The sequence below is a fragment of the Borreliella kurtenbachii genome (assembly GCF_030437945.2).
In the GTDB taxonomy this organism is placed as follows: Bacteria; Spirochaetota; Spirochaetia; order Borreliales; family Borreliaceae; genus Borreliella; species Borreliella carolinensis.
Map to the genome: position 1 here is coordinate 1 of NZ_CP179521.1, position 23,488 is coordinate 23,488.

Genomic DNA, 23,488 nt, shown 5'->3' on the forward strand with positions numbered 1-23,488 from the left:
ATTTTATTGACAAAAATATTAGTTTTTGCTATCATACATCTAATTTAATAAAGAGAAGTAAAACGGTGTGTGATTTAAGAAAAACAAAATTAATAGATAAAATAAGTTCACTAGAACTATATAAATATTCAATATTTTTTAGAAATTATATAGAAAATGTAGCAGAAGATTGCCTCAAGAACGGACTTGTTCTTGAGAGCACTGACCACAATGTTAGTGAGGTTGAACTTGCTAGGTTAAAGGTACAGCTTAAGAATGCTCTGCTTAATTGTATTATAAGCTACCGTTTTCACGGGATTGGTTATGTTTTAGTAAAAACCAAAGATCCCCTAATAGATCTCGAACAACCTGTTAATATAGAATTACCTATTGGTTTTGAATACCTTGATTATGAATATGTAAGAGATTTGGGAGTTGATTTTGATCATATAACCTATAAAATAAAATCCAACAATAAGAACAATTCTATAGACGCAGTTAAGATACATAAAAGTCGACTTATCATATATGAAAACTTTGATTATATCTTAAAAAGATATGTTCCTTGTTATACAGAAAGTTTTTTGCTAGATATTTATTTATTTGAAAAGATATACGTTGAAATAGAAAGACGTATTGAAAACCACAATTTCTTGTTTTACAAAGATGAATCTTTAGTACAATTACAAGACGCACTCTCTAGTGCAACAACTTCTTTAAGTGCACTTACTCAGAGTAATAATGATAGGGGAAGTGGCATTTTATCTTCTTTTTTGAGAAAACAAAATTCAAACAATCATAGTAAAGATATTTCTAATTTAAGAAACCTTAATGACTCATTAGCACAGGAACTTGCTAGGCTTAAGAGCAATCTAAATAATGAGGGAATGTTTTATACGGCTACTCCTAGTGCTAGTTTAGAGGTTATTAAATACGACCTTAGTTACTTAAAGGAGGCGTTAGCGTTAATTAAGGCGAAAATTGGGGCTGATACCAAAGAGCCCTTAACTAGAAGTTTTAATGAGCAGGCTAAAGGACTAGGAAATGATGGTAAAGGTGATAGGAGTAATTATTACGATTTTTTAAAAGGCGTACAAGAACAGGTTGAGACCTCTTGTAACTTAAAACTTACAAAGTATTTCGGGCTTGATATGAAATTTAATTCGCTGATTATGTTAAGTGAAGAACAAAAAGTAGAAAGAGATATAAAGCTAATTGAGCTTTACAGTAAATATAACCAGCTTATACAGAGTAGTTCCTTTAATAATGAGGAGCTAGCGATGTTAAAAGAGAAATTATTCTCATTTTGAGAAAAGGAGTTAAAAAGTGACTGAGAAAGAAGAAAAAGAAGACTTGCAAGCACAAGATAAAGAAGAACAGCAAATTAAGGCTGATACTAAAGTTATAAGTGCGCAGGAATTTGAAGAGTACATGCGCTTTAAAGAACAAGCAAATAGTAAATCCAAAGAGACAAGTCGAGATTTAAGTATAAACGAGCGAATAACAAAAGAACTTGCAGAAGTTGAAGAGCGGGAGCGTATTGAAAAGCAATTATTACTAGAGGCTGAGCGAATTAATGAAATTGATACACTTGCAAAAGCGCATCTTAGCAACCATTTCAATAAGGAAGTGTTACTTGCAAAGGGATACACACTAAAAGACATTATGCAAGCACAACGCAGAGAACTTGTTCGCAAGTTTGTTCCAATTGAGCAAATTAAAGCTATTGCTAAAGCGTCAGATATTAGTCATATCGATGGGGAGATATTAGAACAACTTGTTTCTTTAGCAAAAGTGAATATTAAATTAAGAAAAAATGCGAGTAGCAATTCTTCTTCTGTTGCCTCTATTAAGGGCAATATTGTTGCCAAATCAGAAGAGAGAGCAAGTTTGCTTGATTCTAATTTTGTTCCAATTAATTTTACAGAATTTGTACAAGCGATAAGTAATACTTACAAGCAAAGACGAATTCAATTTTATGAAAATCTAAAAAGACATAAAAGAACAAGCATTGCTTAAAGGAGTTTTTAATGAGTGATATTACAAAAATTAAAGAAGAGTTTAATAAAAAAGTTGCAGAAATTAAAGCATTAATGAAAAATCCCCAACAAGATTCTGGATTACTTAGCAATTCTATTGATTTTAGAGACAAAAACCTAATTTTTTCAAATTCTGATGGAGTGTGCACTAGCAGTAAAGACAAAATAGAGAATTACCCTGCTAAAGGATATCCGTACAAGCGTGGAGTTAAGCTTAGTTTTGGCGATGGAACAACCGAACTAGAAGTTGAGGCTGGAGGTGGAGACGATTTATATGGAGTGTGCTCCGATATAGATGAGTTTAGCGGTATGGCAACTGTAATTCCAATTACAAATAACTTTACTGGGTATTTAACGCTTAAGAAAGAAGGACAAAATGGTGTAAATCCAGGAGATAAATTAAATTTTAACCAACATGGGGAACTTGAAAAGGCCACTGGGGGTCAAAAGACCGTCAATGCGATAGCACTTTCAAAAGCACACAAATTAACTGAAGAATTATTTATAGTGCTTGCTAGTGTATTTGGGAATAGAGCTATTAAGGGGTAATTAAATTATGGATTTAAAAGGTAACGGGCAAGTTGAAAATCTTGACGCTGTTGATAACCCACAGTTAGATTTAGAGGCAAAAGCCCCTGCTGCTCCTAGGGCTAAACGGCAAGCAAGACAAGCTGAAGATGTGCAATCAAAAGATCCCTATTTGGATGCAATTAAAGAACTTGATGATGTCCTTTTGAAATTCAAAAAACATGTAAAATCGATGAGTTCGATTGAAAATAAGGTTTTTAGCAGTTCAAGCAGTTGTTTTAAATCCAAAAATGCGCGAGCTGATGTTTATACATTTGCATGTTCAAGTTATTCAGACAAAATAGAGGAATACCATTACGACCCAGCAAATAGTTTTCCATACAAGCGAGGCGTTAAGCTTGTTCCAAAAGAGAACTCTATATATGTGGAAGTTGGAGCTGATACTGATATGTATGGGATATGTGTAGATGTATGTGAGTTTAGTTGCACTGCGTATGTATTGCCAATTACGAATAACTTTGAGGGGTACCTTGTTACAAGAAATCCGAGCATAAAAATAGGAGAAATATTGGATATAAATAACAATGGGGTTATTATCAAGGCTGGTGGTGGGCCACCAACCGCAATGAACATATATGCTCTATCTGATTCATTTACAATCAATTTTGCACCCGAAGATGGAAATCAAGATCAAGCTAGATATCCTAGGCAAGATTATTCTATTAATTTGATAAAAGTTGCAATTTTTGGCAATAGAAGCCTTGAGAAAATAGTAAATCCTGACGGTGGTTGAGCCTTGGGCGAATAAAAGGAGGTAAATAAATGGGAGATACAACGCAATTAGTAAAAGAGTATCAAGAAAAGAGAAGTAAACTTGAAAAGTTCATGAAAAATCCCCAACATGACGCTAGTTTGCTTAGCAATTCTAATGAATTTAGAGACAAAAATGTAGAATTTTTTGCTTCTGGAGGCACTAGAACTAGTAAGTTTGACAAATTGGAAAATCATCCATTTTTGGGGTATCCGTACAAGCGTGGAGTAAAAAGAGTTATTCAAGAGGCTCAAGATAATCAAAGTCACTATGAGCCACATGTTGAGGCTGGTGGAGGTGAAGACTTATATGGAATATGCATTGACATAGATGAGTTTAGTAAAACAGCCACTATTGTGCCAATTACCAATAATTTTGAGGGCTACTTAGTAGCAAAAGATTCTACGGTTAAAGTAAAAGACAAACTTGTTTTTAATAAAGACGGTGCCCTTGAAAAGGTTACTGGAGCGCCAAATAAAGCAACTATTAATGCAACAGCATTGACTGATGCGAAACAAATTAGCAATGAAGTTTATTTGGTAAAAGTAGCGGTATTTGGAAATAAAGCTATAAGTAGAAATTAATAAAATTTGGGAGGATTTAATATGGAATTATTTGATGAAAATTATTATGCAAAAGCTGTGGCAAATATCATAGGAGAAGTTAAAGATCCTATTATGTATAAATGGTTTTCACCTGATCAAATTGAAGATGTTGATCTACAAATGGGATATCAAAGAACTGTAAAATGGGACGCGTTTTTAAATGCTAATCCTACAACAATTGCCAATGAGGTTAATACTATCTCAACTATTGGATTTAGTTCTGAAGTGGTAAGACTTAATTATTTAAAATTACAATACAAATTCAGACATTTAAAGCAGACTTCTGAGAAATTTTATACTTCAGATTCATATATTGGGGACATTAATAATAATTTACTGCCTTTTGCACAAGCTTATAAGCTTGCAAGTAGTGAAATTATTAAACTTATAAATCACTTTGTGCTAACGGGGACTGTTTCAATTCAAAAAGATGGGAAAAATCAAAAACGCCTACTTCCAAATATGTATGGACTACTTAATATGCCTGAGCAGATAAAAGAAGAAGTTGCTAGTGGTGATAAAGATAAAATGGATAAAATCTTTGAAAAGATTGAGGTGGGACTTTCAAAGTTAGAATTAGGAGATGAATTTTCCACCCCTATGATGGTAATAGTTGACCCAGCAACTTCACTTAAACTCGTAAAACCATACACAGCAGCACAGGGTGCAGCAAATAGCTGTGAAAAATGGGAAGATGTTTTAATTCAAACTATTAAGGCTATTAATAATAGAGAAGATGTTTATATTGAAACTTCAAACTTGCTAAAACATAAAATACTCATTTATCCACTAAATTCTGAGCTTATTAAATTTAAGCCTAGCAAGTATATGCTGCCTACACCGAATGAACAAGTGGATAAAGACTCAACTGATATTGCTCATTCATACATTGATTTTGTTTTAGGCGGTCTACTTGCTACTAGAAAAACTATTTTGCAAGTTAACATAAAGCAAAGTTAAAAGTATAAGGTAAGTGAAAATGAGTGAACAAGAAAACTTACAAGCACAAGCTGAGGGAGAAGAAGAACCTTTAGTGACAAAACTTCATTCAGAAGTGTTATTGCTATTAGGAATAGACCAATTTGCACTAAGTAGGCAAAATTTTCTACTTCATTTATCCTTACTTCAAGCTATTCTAGTAACGCGCGGCATTGATGCTAGTTCACTTACATATGAACAAATATTTTTACTTACTTTCTATCACATGGGTTGTCAATTAAGAAAACAGGGAGTTGTTCTAGAATTTGAATTTGATAGGATCAAAAAAGAGAAATTCAATGAACTTGAACTTGATTATTATCCTAGCAGTAACGGGGGCGAAGAAGGTGGTGAGGGGGGTTGTGGATCAAATAAGAATTTTTGTTCACAACTTGATGCATTTTTAGAAAAACTAAAAAGAGAAACTTCAACGCCATCTTGTGTGGGGGTTGTCTAATGAATGGTGTTAGAAAAAGACTTTCAGATCTGTCCTTTCGCATGATCAACGTATTTAAGGACCCGCAACCCTTAAAGTTTTATAAAGGCACTGTTGTAAAGCTTGAAAATGACTCTTCTTATCAGAGAGTATTTGATAAAAATAAGTACACTGAATTCGCAGGAGTTATTATTGACATACGGCCACAAGAACTTGCAATGCTTTATGACTCTGATATGTCTGATATTCAAGGGTATTCTAAACTTTACACATATCAAGACCTTAACTATGAGCTTAAAGGCCGAATATCAATTGCAGATTTAGTTTACTTTGAAATATTTAGTATTGACTCTTCAATCGGATATTTTACTTTGGTTTTAAAGGAATTTATATGGACAAGCTAGAATTTAAAATAGAATTGGAAATTGGGTGGTTTGGTGGTCGTGCGGGTATTGCTAAAATGCATGAAAAAGGGAGTAGCAATTTACCAGCAAGAAAACATTTAACCAAAATTGCTAGTAGCTCTGAGTTTAGAGAATATATCAATAATAGCTATATAAATTCTAAGTTTAATCTTGACCCTAAATCGGGAATGGAGGCTATTGGACAAGCTTTTGTCAGGTACTATGAAAATTATCTACTATCAGCACAAGTCACTCCAGCCTTAAAGGCCAATAAAATCAAAAACAAGTTTAAACGGGGTAGTAACACTGCAGCAATTCCACTTGTTGATACAGCCAAAATGTTATCAGAGATTACTTATAAGGTAACAGTTGAATGATTTTCACTTTAGATATGGTATTAAATCATTTAACCCAAATATTTAAAGGGTTTAAGGCGTATGCAACTGAAAATAATTTTGAGTGCGATATCATAAATACCTACAATCATCCATATCTTTCAAAAATCACAGCTGCTAGCTCAAATATAATAGCATTGAAATTTGATGGCACAGAAAATCTATTTGATCATAATTCTAGAGCCGGTGCATTTTATGAGAATGCTTTGGAATTTAGTGTAAATTTTCAAGTATATATTATTGCAATAGTGTTAAACGCTCAAGATTTTGACGCTAATTCGCGTATGTTGATACTTTATAGTATGCTTAGTGACTTTCTACATAATAAAGCCCATAAGTATACTTTAGAAAGTCAATCTCAACCCGAATATATTAGCCAAATCAACCTTTATATTTATCCAATATCTAATATGCAAACAGTTGGGCTTATTAATTTAGGCACAAAATATAGCAACCATGCATACAGTGCATCTATAGCATTCAATGCTAGTGTAAAAACAATTGAAATTTTAAAGGAGGAATACAAAATTGCCGCAAGATACAATTAGTGTAAGTTTTATTGACTCTAGGATCCAAGCTAGTAGGCCTAATTATTACAATCCACTCTTGGTTTACAAAACAGCTAAAATCAAAGTTAACAAAGATGCTGCTAGCTATAAAATATTGAATTTAACCGTTAATAATTATGAAAAACAAATTGAAACTTTAGAAAAAGATAATGGAAATGGAGAAGATCAGTTTGGGAAAGAAAAAACACTGCTTAAAACCGCAATGTTAAATTTTTTTAATTCAAGCGAAGAATTATTAAAATCAGCCGATCTTTTCATTTATAAGGATAAGCCTGAAGAGCTAAAAAATTATCTTAAAGTACATAGGCATTCTTTTGTTGTACTTATTAACACTGAGGGAGATGCGTCAGATGATGGGCTTAAAATTTACAAAGATGACTATAATAAATTCAAAATGCCTTCAACTTTTTTTGTATTCTCAACTAAAGAACAAGAAATAAAAGAACTATTTAAAGATAAAGGCAATATTGAAAAAGAAAGAAATATTGTTGTTTACAGTAACAATAAAGACAACTTACACCTTAAATTTATAAGTCAATATTTACATCAATCAAGTATTTTCCATGCTGTAAATCCTTATGGTATGCCGCTGGCTGCTACACCGCTTGTTGACGACACTGTAATTGGAAAGTTGCGAACTGCAAAAATCAACTTTTACTCACTTCTTAATGAAACTGGCCTTGATGGTATGCCTGCTTTTAAAGAGGGTGTTGATCTAGCTGGAAGTCCAATAGACGAGATTTTCACTTATCATTATATAAAAAATGAAGCGATTATTGAGCTTATTAGAATTTGGAATAAAAACAACAGACAAAATAGCAAATTATCAGCACTACAGCTTAGTGGTGCTAGAGACAATGCATATACTTCAGCAATTGAGTGCCTGCTCAAACGGTTTGTAGATAGAGGACTAATAATAGAGTATAAAAATTTAAGTCTTACTATTTCTCCTACACCACAACTTAAATTAGAACTCAGCGTGAATATTACTTATAACTTTAGCATTAATGCTGTTGCTTTAGTAATTACTACTCAAGATATAGTTGATTATCAAAACAGCTTAAGTGCTTAAAAGGGGGGCTAAAAATGCAATTTTATGATTTAAGAGAAGTTTATTTTTCAATTGGTGGTACACAGTTACATAGTGGCAAGCTGGAGCTTACAAGCGAGCCTACAACAAGAGCAGTGATTAGTAGTGAAGATAAAAGGTATGCCTGTAATAAGCTTAAGAGATCCTAAAACGATAACTTATGTTTTCAACATTGAAGTTACTTTGGGTAGTCATGACTACATTTTGTTAACGGAACTTTCTGATGAACAGTTTTACAACATGGACGTGAGAAAAGAGGATAAAATGCTTGATTTAGCATTCAATGATAGAATTGCTACCAAAATTATTTCTAACTATGCAATTTTTACTGAAGAGCCTTCAAGAAGTTATTCTGCTGAGGCCGAAAAAGTATCTTTTGAAATTAGGGCTATTAATTGCCAAAAATCTAAACCAAACAACTCTTAAAAGGAGATTCTTATTATGATAATGAGATATAAAATGAAAATTTTAACTAAAAATAAAACTTATGAATATCCACTAAGAGTACTTCCGGTCTATGAATGGGATAGAGTACTCGGATTTAATCAAAGTGACGCTGTTTTAAAGCTTAATGAGGTTAAATACTTAAGAGAAATCACAAGTTTAATGATAAGTCCAAAATTTTTAGACGAATTCTATGTAATTTTAGATCAAAATAGAGAATTTATTTCTTATTATAAAGACTATCTTGTTGCAATAATTTACACTGCACAATTTAATACTTTTCATTTAGACAATGATCTAAAAAAGCCTGCTTTAGTATATTTGAGTGAGTATGAAAATAATGTTGGTGATTTTGTTACTTTTGACTATATCAATGAAAACTTTGATTATGAAAAAGTAGCCACTTCGCTTTCATCAAGTACATCAAATTCCAATGAGCTGGTTGCTAAATGAGCAAAATAAATAGAGATATTGATAAAGCCATTGCAAGTCTTAATGAGACTAGAAAAAAATATTTTAACTTGCTTGACGAGATAAAGAACGACAAATATTATTTTCCAGTAATTATGAATATTTGCTCGTACGACAATGTAAAGAAATTGCCTTATGACGAGCTTTTAGAGGTCAATAGACTTGCTGAGATTAAATTAGAAAAAGAATTGTATGAATTAATTTTAAGCAAGTGAGGGCTTAGTGAGCGACAAATTCACCATTAAATTTAAAGGTATTCTTGATCATGCTGCAACAAAAAAGGCTATTGAACAAGATATTTCCAAAATGGAAAAATATCTTAAACCCAGAAACTCCAGTTTGGGAAGCACTAAAGATATTGTAAAAAATAATTTGTCGGACAAGAAGAAAGAACTTAGCAGACAATCTAAATTTGAAAGCTTAAGAGAGCGTGTTGAGAAATATAGACTTATACAAACTAAAAAGCTTATAAAACAGGGCATGGGGTTTGAGAAAGCCAGAAAAGAGGCTTTCAGAAGATCTTTAATGTCTGATAAAGACAAAAGACGCCTTGAGTATAAAGAACTTGCAAAAGAATCAAAAGCAAAAAGCAAAATGTTAGCGACCTCTCAAGGAAAAGGACTTGTTGCCAAAATTGCAATAGGCAGTGCCCTAGGTAATATCATTAGCAACGCTATGAGTAAAGTTGGGGGCGGCCTTTTAGGTTTTGCTAAAAAAGCGGTTGAAGAAGACACAAAAACTAAAAGAACACAACTTCTCAATAAGGCGTTTTATGGTGATCCAAAAGAGAAAGAGAGTCTTTTGAAGGTTCTTAGCACAATGAAAGGATTTGAGCGCGATTTAGAAAAAGAAGAATTCTTAAATCAAGCAAGTGTCTTTAAGGGTACTTTAAGGGACTTAGATATGTTAAATGAAACTAATTTGAAAAACGCAGTAGAATTTGCAGCTATGCTTAAATCCAGTGGTGCTATGAGCAGCGAAGATGCGGTAAAGGCTGTTAATAGTGTTCTTGGGGGTGATGGAAGTGAGCTTTTTGATCTATTAAAGAAGTCGGGCGTTGGCGACAAATACATAGAAGATGCCAAAATGGCCTGGCAAAGCGGGGCTGAAGTAGATTTAGAGTCCAGAATTACCAAGATGATGGAAATGTTCAATGATTTTAAATCTTTCGGCCTTACAAAAAAAGTCAATAATGCTGAGGGTATTCAAAGTAATTTGGCCTCAGCTGAGCAAACTCTTCAAAACTTAACCACTACTGTCTTGAATCCATTGCTTAATAGCATTAACTGGATCACCGAAAAAATTAAAAATTTTAATTTCACCAAAGATATTCTCAATCCCATAATTAACGGGATTAAACAGGTTCTCGACATAGGAAGCTTTATTAGACGGCTTATTCAGGCAATTAAAAATTGGTGGAATGGGGTAGAGGAAACGGAGGATAAAAGTAATCAAAATCAAGACAATGCTAACAGCACACCATAATTTTTACAAAAGGTAATTACTTATGACAAGTAACAAAAAAATTGCTAACAATGCAACTAACAAAATAGATATTAATAATGAAAATACTAACAATAATAATATTGAAAAGAAAAAATTCGAGGAAAAAATCAAGGATATTGAAAAGAAAGAAATCAGGGAGATTACTCGAATAATACGGGATGTAATAACCCAAATATTTGCTCTTTTTGGAGCAGATAACTTTTTGGTGTTATTCCCAAGAATGGATCTAAAAGGTTTTGGATATGTTCCTCAATTGTTTTTTATAAAACCAAAAACCGAACTCATAACACGCACTTACAATACTAGTTGTTCTAAAAGACCGGTCATCAATTATTATGATAGAAAAGCGGAATATGTAAGCTACAATCCGGTAATGACTGGTGAACATATATCATTAAACGGTGGAATACTAACATCCTTATATAAGGATATGCTTTCTTTACTTAAAATGACTGTTTTTGGCAATACTATGCTACGTTTTGATGTGCATCTTGCAAAAGAACAACTAGCAAATAGACTTCAAGCTCAAGTTCCTTTTAGTATCTACAGTCCAACTTTTGGCCTAAAAGAATTGGCTGTAATTACAAGTCTTTCGTTTAAGGACACTCCTTTCATTGATGAAGTCGAAGTTAGTTTATCAATAGAAATAGTAAAAACATTTGCATTGGAAAAATATAAAGGATAAAAAATGCTGTTACTACAATATGATTTTAAAATTGAGTTCTACAATGTAGATACATCAAAAAAATCACCTGATGGAATTCCTTTCGCCGAAGAAATTCCTAAAATTATCATCAATACACAAGATGGGATTCATATTGATATTTCCATATCCAACGTGTATTCAAATATTCATACTATAAGTTCCAAACAAGCAAAAGTCGTACTTTGGAATCTTCCCTTAGACTTCACCGACGACATTAAATTCGGAGATATAGTAAAAATATATTATAAGAAATTTGCTCATGAAAAAAATTTTGATTTCATAATGGCGGGAACTTTAGGGCCCCCTATGAGCACTGATTATCCCGGTGGAGATTTTAGTGTAGAGCTTAATGTTCGTTTATTAACTAAAAGCAACTTCTTCAATCGCAAATTGGCAGGCAAAGAGGGCAAAAACTTTAAAGGCAAGACGGCACAAGAAGCAATAGAATCTGTATTTCCCAATCGCAATATCCTTAATATGGACGAAAAAGATAGTCTTAAAATCATTGACAAAGATATTTATGCCACAACACCAAAAGAGTTTATTGACAAAATAAAAGGAACATATGTTCATAACGTAATAGCCGATATTGGTACTGGTTTACGGGGATATGAATGCTATCTGATATTTACTAATTATCTAAAAAAGGGGGAAAATGTCCACTACGAAGCATTAGAAGACTATGGACTTGAATTCATACCACAACAAGAAATTACTTTGGGCACCACACTCAAAAAAAATCTTATATTTTGGAACGCAAAAACATTTTTCACACATAAGTTAAATGTTGGAGATAAAGTTTCATTTATTGACGGACTAGGAAAAATAACAAAAACCACTATAAAAGAAACAAGTGCAAGACTTAGCAACACGGGAGAGTGTTCATTGATATTAAAGTTAGAAGATGATTCTAATACAAAACCTAAAAAATAAAGGGGACCAGAATGAATGAAGACTATGAAATTTATAGAATGAACCAGCGTCTTTATGGACATGCTTTAGCACAAGAGGACGTTAAAAATTGGATTTATTCAAACATTTTTATAATTAAAATTGGCACTGTAAAGGAGTTTAAACAACAAACTCAAGAAGCTATTGTTACAATACCCGAATTTGAAGATTTAGAAATTCACACAAAAAATATCTCTAATATCGGTTTAGAACTATCAAAAGGTGATTGTGTTTTACTACTTCAATCAAGCGTTAATATTTTTGATAAAAATAATGATATTCACTTTGACAAACATCATTTTTATATACTTAGTGCAATTAGCCCAAAGACTTTAAATCTAATCTCTGATACTGTTAAAATTAAAGCAAACAATAACATTGAAATAGCTAACCAAACAACTAGCTTAAAAACAATTCTCAAAAATATTGTAAGTGCTATTGAGGGGTTGAAAATCGTAATAGATCCAAACACCAAAGCCCCCACAATAGACCAGATCACCTTAATCCCGACAACTGCTAAAATTAATTCTGATATTAATAGTTTGTTTAAGTAATTTTTGCTAATTATGGTATAATTAATAGTATGGATTTAAGATTAGGCAATAATTTTGAATTGGTATTTAATAACGATTTATCACTTGTTGATGGAATTGAAGAACAAAAACAAAGATTTTTGATATTTTTAAAAACCTTAAGGGGTAGTTTAAGCTATGCTCCTCATTGGGGACTGGACTATTTCTTGCTTTTAAAACTGTTAAAAATTAACAATCTTCACGCTGTAAAAAATTATTTTCACGAAATATCTAAAGAACTTAACCTAGATTTAATAAACATCTCAACTACTATACAAGACAATAAAGCACACATATCCTTTTTTTTCTTAGGCGATGTTTTGAATATGGAGTTTAATTTATGAGCATAGTTTTTGATTCTGATTTTGGCATTTTAAAACGTACAATTAAGGATATTGTAAGATCGAAAAGAGAATATTTGCGTGTAAATTATGGGATTAATATTGATGATAACCAAAGCTCAATTTATAACATTATTGCGTCTTCTTTAGCATTAATTGAAGAAGAAATAATTAATGAGCTTAATCTCTTTTTTTCTAAAATGAAACCGGGTGGCACTTATTGGGCTGCTATTGAAGAACACATTTCTTCTAAAAGCACAACTTACAGTGCGGTTCGCAATGCTTTACTTAATCTTGATGGGATTGAGTACACCAATATTAAAAGTGCAGCTGGTAAAGCCAATATATATCTAATTCTAAAGGAAACTTTACTAGATAATAGTAAATCTAATATTAACAGTCCTGAATTTAAAGCAAAACTTTGGGAAACATTATATCTAACAACCCCTAGTGGGACTTTACTTGAGGGAGACATAGAAATTGATGGCCTCAATTCAACTGGTCAACGCAAATCCTACAAAATATCACTAGGAAAAAGAAAATATGTTTACATGAAAGTAAAGTATAAACTTGACCTTAAAAACTACCTCTACTTAAACATAGATTCTCAAATTAGAGATATATATTCTAGGATTATTTCAAATAACTATTCTGATATGGGAATTAGCTTTGAATATCAAGACTTTTTTGCTCCAGTTAATGAAGTTAAAGGAATTAAGTTTATGGAAATAAGTGCTTGTATTAAAGATGCAGACACTGAGAGTATTGCAAAAATTACTGATAGCGATTTTAAAAAAAATCAAGATATTTCTATTACTGATGATACAATGCTACTTTTCAATACTACAGATCGATTGCTTATTGATATGGATAGTTAACAAATATGAAAATATCTAATTTATTTAATGGCACTGAGATTCATAAATTTATACGTACAGAAACAGAATATGCACAAGCACTACTTAATGAGCTTAAGACTCTTAATTCCAACTTCATATCCATTAATGCAATAGAAAATATAAAATCAAGATATATTGCAATATGGATATCTCAAGTTTTATCTATCTTTTATGCAAAAACTCAAACTTTACAAAGTATTACAAGCAATATTAATAGCGTTATTTTTGCTTTACGGCATATTGGTACTGATGAGTCATTTAGACTGATTTTCAAGACCTTTTTAAATGTGGACATTGAAGTTACTACTCCTGAAGCTGGGGTTATTGATATCTCTTTAAAAGGGGTAATAAAAACAAACTTTACTACCTTTATTTCGCCTAGCACTAAAAAAGGGAAACGTCTTAAAAAGATATTACTTAGAGAAAAGAAACCGGGATATGCTGCATCGAAAAAAGCTTTAGTATTTAACTCACTTCCTAAAGGATATGATCATTCAATTTATGCTTTTATTAAGAGAATTATTCCTATTGGTAGAGTTCTCAAAATTAATAATAAAGATGGTAACAATATTATTACTTTTAACAACTAAGGAGGTTTTATGGCTGATGATCAAGAAAAATTACTGATTGATGAAGAAGAAATAGTTCAAATAAAAGATTTAAATAAGGTTACGACCGTTAACAATACTGATCTTTTACTGCTTGATGATGGAGCTGCAAGCAGCAATGCTATCACCTTTAAAAACTTCTTAAAAACCGTTAATCACCAAACATTTAAAGGCGAAGAGCTAGGCTATTTTAAAGAGATAATTAAGTCTACAATCGCTACTGAACTTATAGCTGATAAAGATTTTATAAAAAGCATTTACGATTTAATCGTTGACAAGCTAATTGAGAATGAATCTAGTAAACTTTCAAATCTTTATGGAAAAATAAGATCTTCCCTTGAAAGTGGCATATCATCTACCACTCTATCTAAAGATGACTATCTTTTAACACTTCGTCTTTTCGGCACTATTCAAAAAACACCCGTTCCTAAACAACTGCTTGGCTTGCTATCCGAGTATCTTCCTATCGGCAATAAAACTTCAGGTACTGCCTTCTATCCGCATGAATACAAGGGGAAAAGAACGATTATTAATATGGACGATTACGGTGATGTAACTCTTTATTGTAATAAAAGTAGTGACGATGATCCAGTTTACCTTGATATTGATATTGACATAAAACACCAGAGCAATGGGAGGAAATCATTACATGTACGGTATTCCGATGAAAGTCAAAAAAACCTAGTTTATCTGCATCAGGGCTCCTCTTCAGTATCTATTCGAGTTCCTATGTACAAAGGATGGTATATACAAAAAAGAGTCCACATATCAGGAAATCCGGTCCCATATTTTTGCAAATTATAAAATTTTTATCAAAAATTATTATTTTGATATATAATATACATATAAAACTAAAAAAATTAAAATGAAGGATTAAAAAATGGATAGTATTAAATTAACAGAACTTCTTATCAATTTAAATGAAATTAAACTTATAGCCGTAATGATTTTTGTAATAGTACTGGTTTTAGGAGTGTTAATTCTTCTTAAGCCTTTATTAAAAGACATTTTGACTATTGTAATAGGCAAGCTTTTTAAGAATGGCAATGGGAATGGCAAAAATCACATTAAAAAAAGAGATTAACTTATGAAATTATCTAAAGATAATGTTGAGCTAGGACTTACGTCTTTATCAACCCTTATTGATATATTTTCTAAATTTAAAGATGAATTTGATGAAATTGCACATAAAGGATTCTTTTTGCTTTATGAGCTGTATTCTCATTATAAATTAATCTATACAGCAAATATGGAAAGACTTGAGAGTGCATTAACCCCAACAATAACTAAAAAACTCGCGCCAATAAATGAAAAAATCAATCAATGCATTGATTTAGTTAATTCTGATGAAAAAAATCTAAAAATATCTAATGATCTAAAATTCAATCAGGAAGGAAACCCTATCTATAAGGAAAGAACAAACAATGCAAAATAACACTATTGGTTTGGGGCTTAATTTACTATCCAGCTTAACTAATATAGCTAAAACTGATACAAACATAGATCATAATTACATCAATACTTTTAGTAAAGTAATAGACTTTTTCTACAAAACATATATAAGCACACTAAAATCTATGGAAACAGCTGAGTCAGTGAAAATATTTGAAGAAATACAAGACATTTTAAAATACAATATTGAGATAATAGAGGCTATCTCTGCTGACAAAAATAAAAAAATTATCACTTCACTTAAAGCAACACGCAACAAAATTATGAAAGAATATATCAAAATGCTTAAAAGGAGTGAAAATGCTTAAGAAATTGCATTGTCTACTAATTGCTTTGCTATTGTGTTGTACTACTATTGCCAACCTACCAGAAGAGCCAAACCCTCCAATTATTCAAACACTAAAATATTTAGCCAAATATGAAACACAACTTTCAGAGTATGTTATGTACCTTGTAACATTTTTAGCTAAAACAAAGGTTAAAGTTAATGATCCAAATTATCCAGAATATCCTTATCCAGACTTATCAACATTAAAAGACGAACACTCTATACCTGCGGTAAGACATAATATCAACATATATTTAGAGTACATTAAAAAAACAAAACCAATAGCGGAAAAAGTATATAATCAATATTCTCAGTTAAAAATGTAAATTACAAAAAGGTTTTTCTTGCAAGAAATTCTACTTTATAATCTTAAAATCGTTTATTTATACTATTTTTAAATAAAATTTTATATTTTAGGATATATCCTAATAAAGATATAAGGTTATTAATATTCTATTTATTAAGGAGCACAATGTGCAAAAAAATAATTTATTAATATTATTTATGTTTATTATCAGTATTAGTAATTTAATTTCATATGAAATTCAAAAAGATGAAATTATTAAAGTTAAAACTTTAATAGTTAGCTATAAAGGCCCTGGCAAGTCTGAATCTAACTTTTCTGTAAAAAAAGAAGATAAAAACAAATTTCCATTTGAACTTTTAGGAATAGGTTTAGAAAATTTTATTAACCAAATAGGTGCCGAAAATATTCTTGAAATTAAATCACTAAGCCATTTAATGGGGTTTAGCTTTGTTGTAGTATACAAAGAAAAGAAAAAATAATTTAAGATTTTTGTAATATTTTTTTAAAAAAACCTATAGTAAAAAATTTAAAGCTGATATTTTAAGTTAAAAATGTAAATTACAAAAAGGTTTTTCTTGCAAGAAATTCCCATTTACATATAAAAATCTTTAAAGTCAATTAATCTAAAATAGTATATAATATGACCATAAGGGAAAATTTTATGGAAACAGTGTCAACAAATATTGCAAGTGTAACTCAAGAACAAATATATAAAGAATTTATTAGACTGGGCATGGAACAACTAATAGCACAAGATTTATCTAAAAGATATTATCACAATGAGCTAACATATAGAGATTTAGAAAATCTAGAAAAACAATTTGATATAAAATTTGATAATCTTGTTTCTAAAATAGATAATGCCAAAAGTGAACTTAATACCAAGATAGATAATGTAGAAAAGAATTTACAAAAGGATATATCTAATTTAGACATCAAGATTGATGCCGTAGAGAAGAATTTAACTGTTAAGATTGATGCTGTTAAAAGCGAACTTAATACTAAAATAGACAATGTAGAAAAGAATTTAAATCTAAAAATAGACAGTTTAGATACTAAGATAGATGCTGTAGAAAAGAATTTAAATGCTAAAATAGATACTGTAGAGAAGAATTTAAATGCCAAAATAGACAATGTTGAAAAGAATTTAATGTCTCTTTCAGAAATGCTTAAATGGGTATTGGGAATCATGGGAGCAATGTCTATCACAATGATAGCAGGGTTAATATTTGCTTTCATTTCCAAATAGCTACCACCTCACTTAAAACATATCAATTCAAATAATAATTGTTTATCCAATATTTAGTATTAATACTTAGTTAAGTGAATATTAATAATAAAGAAAGGAGTAACAATGAAAATCATCAACATATTATTTTGTTTATTTTTACTAATGCTAAATAGCTGTAATTCTAATGATAATGACACTTTAAAAAATAATGCCCAACAAACAAAAAGCCGGGGAAAGCGTGATTTAACCCAAAAAGAAGTACCACAAGAAAAACCTAAATCCAAAGAAGAACTTCTTAGAGAAAAGCTATCTGATGATCAAAAAAAACACCTTGACTGGTTAAAACCCGCTTTAACTGGTGTTGGAAAATTTGATAAATTCTTAGAAAATGATGATGATAAAATAAAATCAGCACTTGATCATATAAAAACTCAACTTGATAAATGTACTGGGAAAAATGATGCTGAACAGCATATAACCACTTTCAAAACTGTGGTTGCAGAATTCTTTAAAAATGGAAATATAAATGATTTTGCAAATAATGCAACTACTACATGCAATTAATATAAATAATGCAGCCCCCAAATTGGGGGCTTTAATATTGCTATGCTGCAAATATATAATCAAATTGCTTTTCTTCTTTTAAGATACTAAAGAATATTAATGGACTAGGACCATAACTAGTCCTCTTAAACGCCATAAACTTTTCAAAATCTTGTAAATCCTTTAATCTATTATTTTTCTTGAAATAGTTTTTTATAATCTCCGCCCAATAGTTTACACTCTTAAAATCACTATTTTTCTCAAAATACGAGATTAAATCAGATTCAATTTTCTTGATATCATCAAAATTATTGGGGTCTATATTCTGGATAAAGCTTATTTTTTGAATAATTAAGTTTATATTATATTTTGTTGTAGGGCTATTTACCCAATCTTTTATATTAGACAACGCTTCTTTAAAAATACTGTAATAATAAAACCTATCTTTTTTTTGTTCTTGCTTAATATCTCTTTTCTGGTTTTGAATAGTGTTATTTTTTTGAATTTGATTAATCTCTTGTTTTTGTTCTCTTTTTTGTTCTTGCTTTTGATTAACACTAGCTTGTTTGTTAGGCATATAATTTTCGTTTTCGTGATTATTGTAAATAGGGGCTGCATCGGTATCTATTTCACTTTCTATACCAAGAGCTGCAACTAAAGCATACCTTTTAAAATAAGTAATAGCTGATCCAACAAATTGTGGCAATGTATTTACCGTTTTAGCCCCATTTTCACTGTTGCATTGTAATTTTTCTGTAAGTATTGGTGTATCAAATGATTCTTTATACCTACCACTACTACTTGTGCTGTAGAATGTAGTTCTAATAACATGTAAAACTTGCCCCTCTACAACTGTAAACACTGGATATTGACCAAAACGAAGCTCTAAATTATGTTTCTTAATAATATTTTTAATTTCTCTAACTATTTCATTGAAATTCTGATACTTGTATCCGTACCCCTTGAGATTCTTATCAATCCCTGGCAAGTTCATAAATAGAGTGCGCATATTTTTTTCAAAGTCTATTTCTGCTTGAATATTATTTTGTATTTCTTGATTATTATTGTTTGAAACATTGTTCATTTTTTTTCTCCTATTATGTTATATAAAAATATATATATAGCAAAAACTATTTTTGCCAACTTTTTTATAAAAATTTTTACAAAAAAATTTAGGGCTTAGCTAAATTCTCTTGCTAAAGAACTTCGCTAAACCCTTGTATTATTTTTTGCAAATTACATAATAGGTAGAAAAAATGAAGATATTTTTCTACACTGTTTGTAGTATAGTCTAACTTTGGATTAAAATCAATCAATCTTTTTACTCAGTTACAAAAAGTGCATTAATTTAACAAAATTAATAATTAAAATTTAATATTTTTTTAGAAAAGTATTTACTTTTAAATCAAAATTTTGCATAATCAATATTAATTATTAATAACATAATAGGAGAAAAAATATGAAAGGTTTTTCAAATGCCACAAAAAATCCAACTTGCCACAACAAACACCAATACAAATTAATATCTCTTGTCCCAACACTAGATTATCTAAACAAAAAAGATAAAAAATACACACAAAAAACCATACTCTACTACTTTAATGAAAATCTAAAAAGAAATGGTCTATCTCCCACTACTTTAAGAACAATGCAAAATTATCTTTATAAATTAGAAAAAGTACTAAAAGTTACAACTAACTACTACCAACACATGGGGGTAAATTGTGGGACTGAAATTTACTATAAGCTTAAGTATCCTAAAAAAGAATGTTACCAGAAAATAAACAAGTACTTTAAAGAGCGAAAAAACTCTAGATTTAAATCTAGAGTTAATAACCATTTTAAAGACGATATTTCTAAAAATGGTAGTGTAAATTCAGTGGAGTGTTTAAGTAATAAAAATAATATAAAAGAAGAAAGAAAGATTAACCAAATAGAAAAGTATCAAGTAAGAAATTATTTCAATAAATGTAACTTTTTATGTAAAGAAATTCTTCTATTTTTATTAACATTAAATGTTGATAAAGATACTATGATTAAAATAATAAAAAACATAAAAAGAGTTGAAAATAAATTGCTAAAAAACATAAATTTAAATAAATCTTGCTTTAAAGAAAAGCAAGAGAAACTAAAAAGAATTCTAAATAACACTCAGAAAGAATTCGAAAAAAATGGATATAATTCGGAACAATTAAAGACAAATTTACAAAAAGTATACGAAAATTACAGATATAAGCCCCATTTTATTATTGAAAATCATAAATATAGCGATTTAAGTTACATAAAACGTAAGTTAGAAAAATCTATTGAAAGAAAAAAACAAAATTCTCAACAAAATTATCAAAATTTAAAGAAAAACATTTTCAATATCCTTATTGAACAACTAAAAAAAGATACAAATATTGAAATTCTAAAGCCCATTGTAAAAAAATATTTGAATAACCAGAAGAAAATAGAATACAATAAAGTATTTGGTACATATTATCTTGAATTATTAGAAATAATAAAAAATAAAAGAAAATCTTTAGTCACAGAAGAATTTAACATAAAGGTCGTATAAGGATTTAACATGGAAAATGCACTAGAACCTATTGAAACCGTAAAAAAAGGAAAATGTAAAGTTGAATGCCAAAATAAAGAACGCTTTATTTTAATTGAAAAAGAAAATGGTAAAGCAATGTACCATACAAAAATAATGATGGACATTTACAAATTTGGAGTATATGAGAAAAAACACGAATTTAGATTATCATTGAGGGCCTTATTTAATGGAGAAAGAATTGTTGAAGAAACTCACTTATACCCAATTAAAGAAGGGGATAAGTTTATTGGTATTTTTTATGGCTATAGAAAACCAATTAAAAAACCCTTAATAAAGTATCAAATAAATGGGGCTAGAAAAGCATATGCATTAGCAAGGGCATATTATATGGAATTTAGATTTAAAGCCGGAAGTGTTTTTTGCTATTTTAAAGGATTATATCGTTTATTGGATAAGAAAAGAACAAATAATCACTACAATAAAGTTTTATTTAGCATGTTTACGGATTTAGAACAACAAGTATATAAATTTTATGGGAAAAAATACCCGGAACAAGGACCGTTAATAAAATGGATAATAAAAAACCTAAAATAATAACAATAGCATCAATTAAGGGTGGTGTTGGCAAAAGTGTATTAACAATTATTTTTAGCTTTATTTTGAAGGACCTTGATAATAAGGTTTTATTGATTGACTTAGACCCTCAAAATAGTTTGACTAGTTATTTTGCTAAATACTTAAAAAGTATTGAAGGTATTAATGTGTATTATATGCTTAAGGATTATAAAAAGGATGATTTAAATAAATATTTAAATAAGATTAATGAAAAAATGTACATTATTCCTTCTCATCCAATTTTATGTAAATTTGAGCAAGAAGATGAGAGGTATAAAGAACAGCTATTGGAACATTGTTTGAAGAAAATTTTCTACAGCAATAATTTTGATTATGTAATAATTGATACTCCTCCTAGTTTAAATCCTTTATTATTTAATGCTTTAAATATTACAGATGAAGTTATAATTCCTATTCAGCTTGAAAGATGGTCAGTTGAAGCTTTTCCTATGCTAATGGATGCAATAGAAGAAGTTAATATATTTAAAAATAAAGAAATAAAAATATCAATAGTTGAAAATCAATTCATTAAAAATAGAAATACCTTAAAAGATATAGAAGAATTGTTATATAAAAATTATGGTCTTTTTGTTAAGGGGAAAATTCACAATTTTAATAATATTAAGATTTTGATTAATGAATTAAAAGAGCCCAATATTCAAGAAATATACTATAAGGAGGCTAAAGAAACTTTAAAAAAAATAATAAAAGTATGCTGACGTACTTTTAAAATAAGGAGTAAAAATAATGTCTGAAAATCGGAAAAAAGAACTTATTCTAAATAATAGGAAAGTTAGTGTTAATCAATTTGAAAGTAATAATGATAAAGATAATCAAATAGAATATGAAAGCTATAAAAATCAATTGCGAAGAATTACTTCAAGTGATATTAATAATAAAATTGAATTGATGGAAATTTTATATAAAATAAGGATAAAGAAACTTTATGAACTTGATGGTTATAAGAAATTTGAAGATTTTCTTAAGGAATTTGTTATAGCAAGAAGCCAGGCATTTTTATATTTGCGTCTTTATAAAAAAGTTTTATCAGGAGATTTAACAAAAGAAGAAATTAAACAAATTGGTTTTAACCAGGCGTATAAAAAGATTAAAAAATCTGATATAGATAGAAATATTTCAAAACAAAATCCAATAAAACCGCTAAGATTTCAACTTAAAAAACAGGAAAGTTACAATTTTTATAAAAAAAATTCTAAATTTACAAGTTTTATGATGGATGAGATTTTTGAAAATCAAAAAGATTTAATTAACAAGCTTTTAAAAAAATATAAAGAATTAAAAGGATAATAAAGGGGATTTTATGGGTAATTTGACCTACTATAATGCTCTTAAAATAGAAAATATAAGGTTGGAATTTTTAAATAAAGGGTTTAGTGAAGAGGCGATAGATTTTGTTTTGCTTCAGAACGACAATTATAACTTTGAAGTTTTAAAAGAGAAAATGAACTCTTTAGAACAACAAATAATTAATGTAGAAAAGAATTTACAAAAAGATATAAATAGTATTTATGTTAAAATAGACAGTGTAAATATCAAAATAGACAATGTATAAAAAAGTTTAAATGCCAAAATAGACAGTTTAGACACTAAGATAGATAATGTAGAAAAAACCTTACAAAAGGATATATCTAGCCTAGATAATAAAATAAATGTTTTAAAAAACGAACTTACTGTAAGTAATAGAACAATACAAGTGATTCTAATAATGGGAATAACGCTTGCTCCAATTATCTATTCTATATTCAATAAGTATTTTTTAAATTAAGAATGATTAAAATTTTATAAAGTAATAAGTTGACATATAGCTTTAAAGTAGAACTTATTTGAATTTTTTAACAAGATAATTTAAATAGGTTCTTTTATTTTAACAAATACAAATTGATTTTAATTCTAAATTGGACTACACTAAAATCATCGTAGTTATTTGATGTATTATCATTTTTGACTACCTTATATTTTAGAATTTGATAAAAATAATAATATAGTGGGGACTTAACGAGATTCTTTGAGAAAAGAGTTTGGTTAAGTCCCCACTTCTTTTTTATAAAAATTTTTGCAAAAAAGTTGGCAAAAATAGTTTTTGCTATATATATATTTTTATATAACATAATAGGAGA

Annotated in this window: 33 protein-coding genes and 2 pseudogenes; 34 read left to right on the forward strand and 1 reads right to left on the reverse strand. The window is 29.5% G+C overall.

Translation table 11 applies throughout. From position 1 onward, the window contains the following. Positions 1 to 65: 65 nt before the first annotated feature. The 29 genes and pseudogenes from QIA22_RS06710 to QIA22_RS06850 all read left to right on the forward strand — a co-directional run bounded on the left by QIA22_RS06710 (position 66) and on the right by QIA22_RS06850 (position 18,214). Entirely contained in the window at positions 66 to 1,289 is a 1,224-nt protein-coding gene (locus tag QIA22_RS06710) for a phage portal protein (RefSeq protein WP_418457018.1), read from the forward strand. A 16-nt stretch (positions 1,290 to 1,305) separates the two neighbouring features. Next, positions 1,306 to 1,998 (forward strand): DUF1357 family protein, encoded by a 693-nt coding sequence (locus QIA22_RS06715; protein WP_418456820.1) that lies wholly within the window; start codon positions 1,306 to 1,308, stop codon positions 1,996 to 1,998. A gap of 11 nt (positions 1,999 to 2,009) precedes the next feature. Beyond that, positions 2,010 to 2,567 carry a DUF228 domain-containing protein gene (locus QIA22_RS06720; protein ID WP_418456822.1) on the forward strand — a complete coding sequence of 186 codons (558 nt, stop codon included), beginning with the start codon at positions 2,010 to 2,012 and terminating at the stop codon, positions 2,565 to 2,567. A 7-nt stretch (positions 2,568 to 2,574) separates the two neighbouring features. After that, positions 2,575 to 3,339: a DUF228 domain-containing protein gene (locus tag QIA22_RS06725; RefSeq protein WP_418457020.1), complete on the forward strand. Its 765-nt coding sequence runs from the start codon at positions 2,575 to 2,577 to the stop codon at positions 3,337 to 3,339. Positions 3,340 to 3,368: 29 nt separating this feature from the next. Then, on the forward strand, positions 3,369 to 3,941 hold the full coding sequence (locus QIA22_RS06730) for a DUF228 domain-containing protein (RefSeq protein WP_418457022.1): 573 nt from the start codon (positions 3,369 to 3,371) through the stop codon (positions 3,939 to 3,941). 21 nt (positions 3,942 to 3,962) lie between these two features. Continuing rightward, positions 3,963 to 4,922 (forward strand): hypothetical protein, encoded by a 960-nt coding sequence (locus QIA22_RS06735; RefSeq protein ID WP_418457024.1) that lies wholly within the window; start codon positions 3,963 to 3,965, stop codon positions 4,920 to 4,922. A 19-nt stretch (positions 4,923 to 4,941) separates the two neighbouring features. Then, positions 4,942 to 5,397, forward strand: a complete 456-nt coding sequence (locus QIA22_RS06740; RefSeq protein WP_418457026.1) for a DUF3890 domain-containing protein — start codon at positions 4,942 to 4,944, stop codon at positions 5,395 to 5,397. After that, the gene (locus tag QIA22_RS06745) at positions 5,397 to 5,780 is read left to right on the forward strand and encodes a DUF1506 family protein (RefSeq protein ID WP_418457028.1); all 384 of its coding nucleotides are present in this window, start codon (positions 5,397 to 5,399) and stop codon (positions 5,778 to 5,780) included. The genes QIA22_RS06740 and QIA22_RS06745 overlap by 1 nt, the downstream gene beginning before the upstream one ends. Further along, on the forward strand, positions 5,768 to 6,157 hold the full coding sequence (locus QIA22_RS06750) for a hypothetical protein (protein ID WP_418457030.1): 390 nt from the start codon (positions 5,768 to 5,770) through the stop codon (positions 6,155 to 6,157). The genes QIA22_RS06745 and QIA22_RS06750 overlap by 13 nt, the downstream gene beginning before the upstream one ends. After that, entirely contained in the window at positions 6,154 to 6,723 is a 570-nt protein-coding gene (locus QIA22_RS06755; RefSeq protein ID WP_418457032.1) for a DUF764 family protein, read from the forward strand. The genes QIA22_RS06750 and QIA22_RS06755 overlap by 4 nt, the downstream gene beginning before the upstream one ends. Beyond that, positions 6,704 to 7,816, forward strand: coding sequence for a DUF787 family protein (locus QIA22_RS06760; protein ID WP_418457034.1), 1,113 nt, complete (start codon positions 6,704 to 6,706; stop codon positions 7,814 to 7,816). The genes QIA22_RS06755 and QIA22_RS06760 overlap by 20 nt, the downstream gene beginning before the upstream one ends. Positions 7,817 to 7,830: 14 nt before the next feature. Beyond that, positions 7,831 to 8,260 (forward strand): annotated as a pseudogene (locus QIA22_RS06765) (DUF1463 domain-containing protein). 15 nt (positions 8,261 to 8,275) lie between these two features. After that, complete coding sequence (locus QIA22_RS06770; protein ID WP_418456834.1) at positions 8,276 to 8,731, forward strand: DUF1473 family protein; 456 nt, start codon at positions 8,276 to 8,278, stop codon at positions 8,729 to 8,731. After that, entirely contained in the window at positions 8,728 to 8,964 is a 237-nt protein-coding gene (locus tag QIA22_RS06775) for a DUF1322 family protein (protein ID WP_418456836.1), read from the forward strand. Before QIA22_RS06770 ends, QIA22_RS06775 begins: the two co-directional genes overlap by 4 nt. 7 nt (positions 8,965 to 8,971) lie before the next feature. Next, complete coding sequence (locus QIA22_RS06780) at positions 8,972 to 10,234, forward strand: DUF759 family protein (protein WP_418457036.1); 1,263 nt, start codon at positions 8,972 to 8,974, stop codon at positions 10,232 to 10,234. Between the two features lie 22 nt (positions 10,235 to 10,256). Further along, positions 10,257 to 10,940: a DUF792 family protein gene (locus tag QIA22_RS06785; protein ID WP_418457038.1), complete on the forward strand. Its 684-nt coding sequence runs from the start codon at positions 10,257 to 10,259 to the stop codon at positions 10,938 to 10,940. A 3-nt stretch (positions 10,941 to 10,943) separates the two neighbouring features. Continuing rightward, positions 10,944 to 11,894 carry a DUF693 family protein gene (locus QIA22_RS06790; RefSeq protein ID WP_418457040.1) on the forward strand — a complete coding sequence of 317 codons (951 nt, stop codon included), beginning with the start codon at positions 10,944 to 10,946 and terminating at the stop codon, positions 11,892 to 11,894. A gap of 11 nt (positions 11,895 to 11,905) precedes the next feature. Further along, the gene (locus QIA22_RS06795) at positions 11,906 to 12,466 is read left to right on the forward strand and encodes a DUF777 family protein (protein ID WP_418457042.1); all 561 of its coding nucleotides are present in this window, start codon (positions 11,906 to 11,908) and stop codon (positions 12,464 to 12,466) included. Positions 12,467 to 12,495: 29 nt separating this feature from the next. Beyond that, positions 12,496 to 12,828, forward strand: a complete 333-nt coding sequence (locus QIA22_RS06800) for a DUF2634 domain-containing protein (RefSeq protein WP_418457044.1) — start codon at positions 12,496 to 12,498, stop codon at positions 12,826 to 12,828. Next, entirely contained in the window at positions 12,825 to 13,703 is an 879-nt protein-coding gene (locus QIA22_RS06805; RefSeq protein WP_367611819.1) for a DUF276 domain-containing protein, read from the forward strand. Before QIA22_RS06800 ends, QIA22_RS06805 begins: the two co-directional genes overlap by 4 nt. Before the next feature lie 5 nt (positions 13,704 to 13,708). Then, positions 13,709 to 14,314, forward strand: a complete 606-nt coding sequence (locus QIA22_RS06810) for a DUF735 family protein (protein WP_418457046.1) — start codon at positions 13,709 to 13,711, stop codon at positions 14,312 to 14,314. Positions 14,315 to 14,323: 9 nt separating this feature from the next. Beyond that, complete coding sequence (locus QIA22_RS06815; protein ID WP_418457048.1) at positions 14,324 to 15,136, forward strand: DUF685 domain-containing protein; 813 nt, start codon at positions 14,324 to 14,326, stop codon at positions 15,134 to 15,136. A 76-nt stretch (positions 15,137 to 15,212) separates the two neighbouring features. Further along, positions 15,213 to 15,416, forward strand: coding sequence for a holin BlyA (gene blyA / locus QIA22_RS06820; RefSeq protein ID WP_418457050.1), 204 nt, complete (start codon positions 15,213 to 15,215; stop codon positions 15,414 to 15,416). Between the two features lie 3 nt (positions 15,417 to 15,419). Further along, entirely contained in the window at positions 15,420 to 15,767 is a 348-nt protein-coding gene (locus QIA22_RS06825) for a BlyB family putative holin accessory protein (RefSeq protein WP_418457006.1), read from the forward strand. Beyond that, positions 15,757 to 16,092: a BlyB family putative holin accessory protein gene (locus QIA22_RS06830; RefSeq protein ID WP_418456932.1), complete on the forward strand. Its 336-nt coding sequence runs from the start codon at positions 15,757 to 15,759 to the stop codon at positions 16,090 to 16,092. The genes QIA22_RS06825 and QIA22_RS06830 overlap by 11 nt, the downstream gene beginning before the upstream one ends. Beyond that, positions 16,085 to 16,438, forward strand: a complete 354-nt coding sequence (locus tag QIA22_RS06835; protein WP_418457008.1) for a BBA14 family lipoprotein — start codon at positions 16,085 to 16,087, stop codon at positions 16,436 to 16,438. The genes QIA22_RS06830 and QIA22_RS06835 overlap by 8 nt, the downstream gene beginning before the upstream one ends. A 148-nt stretch (positions 16,439 to 16,586) precedes the next feature. Next, positions 16,587 to 16,898, forward strand: coding sequence for a hypothetical protein (locus QIA22_RS06840; RefSeq protein WP_367612046.1), 312 nt, complete (start codon positions 16,587 to 16,589; stop codon positions 16,896 to 16,898). Positions 16,899 to 17,080: 182 nt separating this feature from the next. Continuing rightward, positions 17,081 to 17,668 (forward strand): Bdr family repetitive protein, encoded by a 588-nt coding sequence (gene bdr, locus QIA22_RS06845; protein ID WP_367612048.1) that lies wholly within the window; start codon positions 17,081 to 17,083, stop codon positions 17,666 to 17,668. Between the two features lie 105 nt (positions 17,669 to 17,773). After that, positions 17,774 to 18,214: an Mlp family lipoprotein gene (locus QIA22_RS06850; protein WP_367612050.1), complete on the forward strand. Its 441-nt coding sequence runs from the start codon at positions 17,774 to 17,776 to the stop codon at positions 18,212 to 18,214. A 40-nt stretch (positions 18,215 to 18,254) separates the two neighbouring features. On the opposite strand, the gene QIA22_RS06855 is transcribed toward QIA22_RS06850, so the two are convergent. Beyond that, entirely contained in the window at positions 18,255 to 19,277 is a 1,023-nt protein-coding gene (locus QIA22_RS06855; protein WP_367612052.1) for an ERF family protein, read from the reverse strand. Between the two features lie 375 nt (positions 19,278 to 19,652). Here QIA22_RS06855 and QIA22_RS06860 point away from each other — a divergent pair, with 375 nt between their 5' ends. The 5 genes and pseudogenes from QIA22_RS06860 to bdr (QIA22_RS06880) all read left to right on the forward strand — a co-directional run bounded on the left by QIA22_RS06860 (position 19,653) and on the right by bdr (QIA22_RS06880) (position 23,136). Beyond that, positions 19,653 to 20,753, forward strand: a complete 1,101-nt coding sequence (locus QIA22_RS06860; RefSeq protein ID WP_418457010.1) for a plasmid maintenance protein — start codon at positions 19,653 to 19,655, stop codon at positions 20,751 to 20,753. Between the two features lie 9 nt (positions 20,754 to 20,762). Then, entirely contained in the window at positions 20,763 to 21,329 is a 567-nt protein-coding gene (locus QIA22_RS06865) for a DUF226 domain-containing protein (protein WP_008882862.1), read from the forward strand. Then, positions 21,305 to 22,069, forward strand: coding sequence for a ParA family protein (locus tag QIA22_RS06870; RefSeq protein WP_367612054.1), 765 nt, complete (start codon positions 21,305 to 21,307; stop codon positions 22,067 to 22,069). Before QIA22_RS06865 ends, QIA22_RS06870 begins: the two co-directional genes overlap by 25 nt. A gap of 28 nt (positions 22,070 to 22,097) precedes the next feature. Next, on the forward strand, positions 22,098 to 22,658 hold the full coding sequence (locus QIA22_RS06875; RefSeq protein WP_012644031.1) for a chromosome replication/partitioning protein: 561 nt from the start codon (positions 22,098 to 22,100) through the stop codon (positions 22,656 to 22,658). 13 nt (positions 22,659 to 22,671) lie between these two features. After that, a pseudogene (bdr, locus tag QIA22_RS06880) lies at positions 22,672 to 23,136 on the forward strand (Bdr family repetitive protein). Positions 23,137 to 23,488 lie beyond the last annotated feature (352 nt).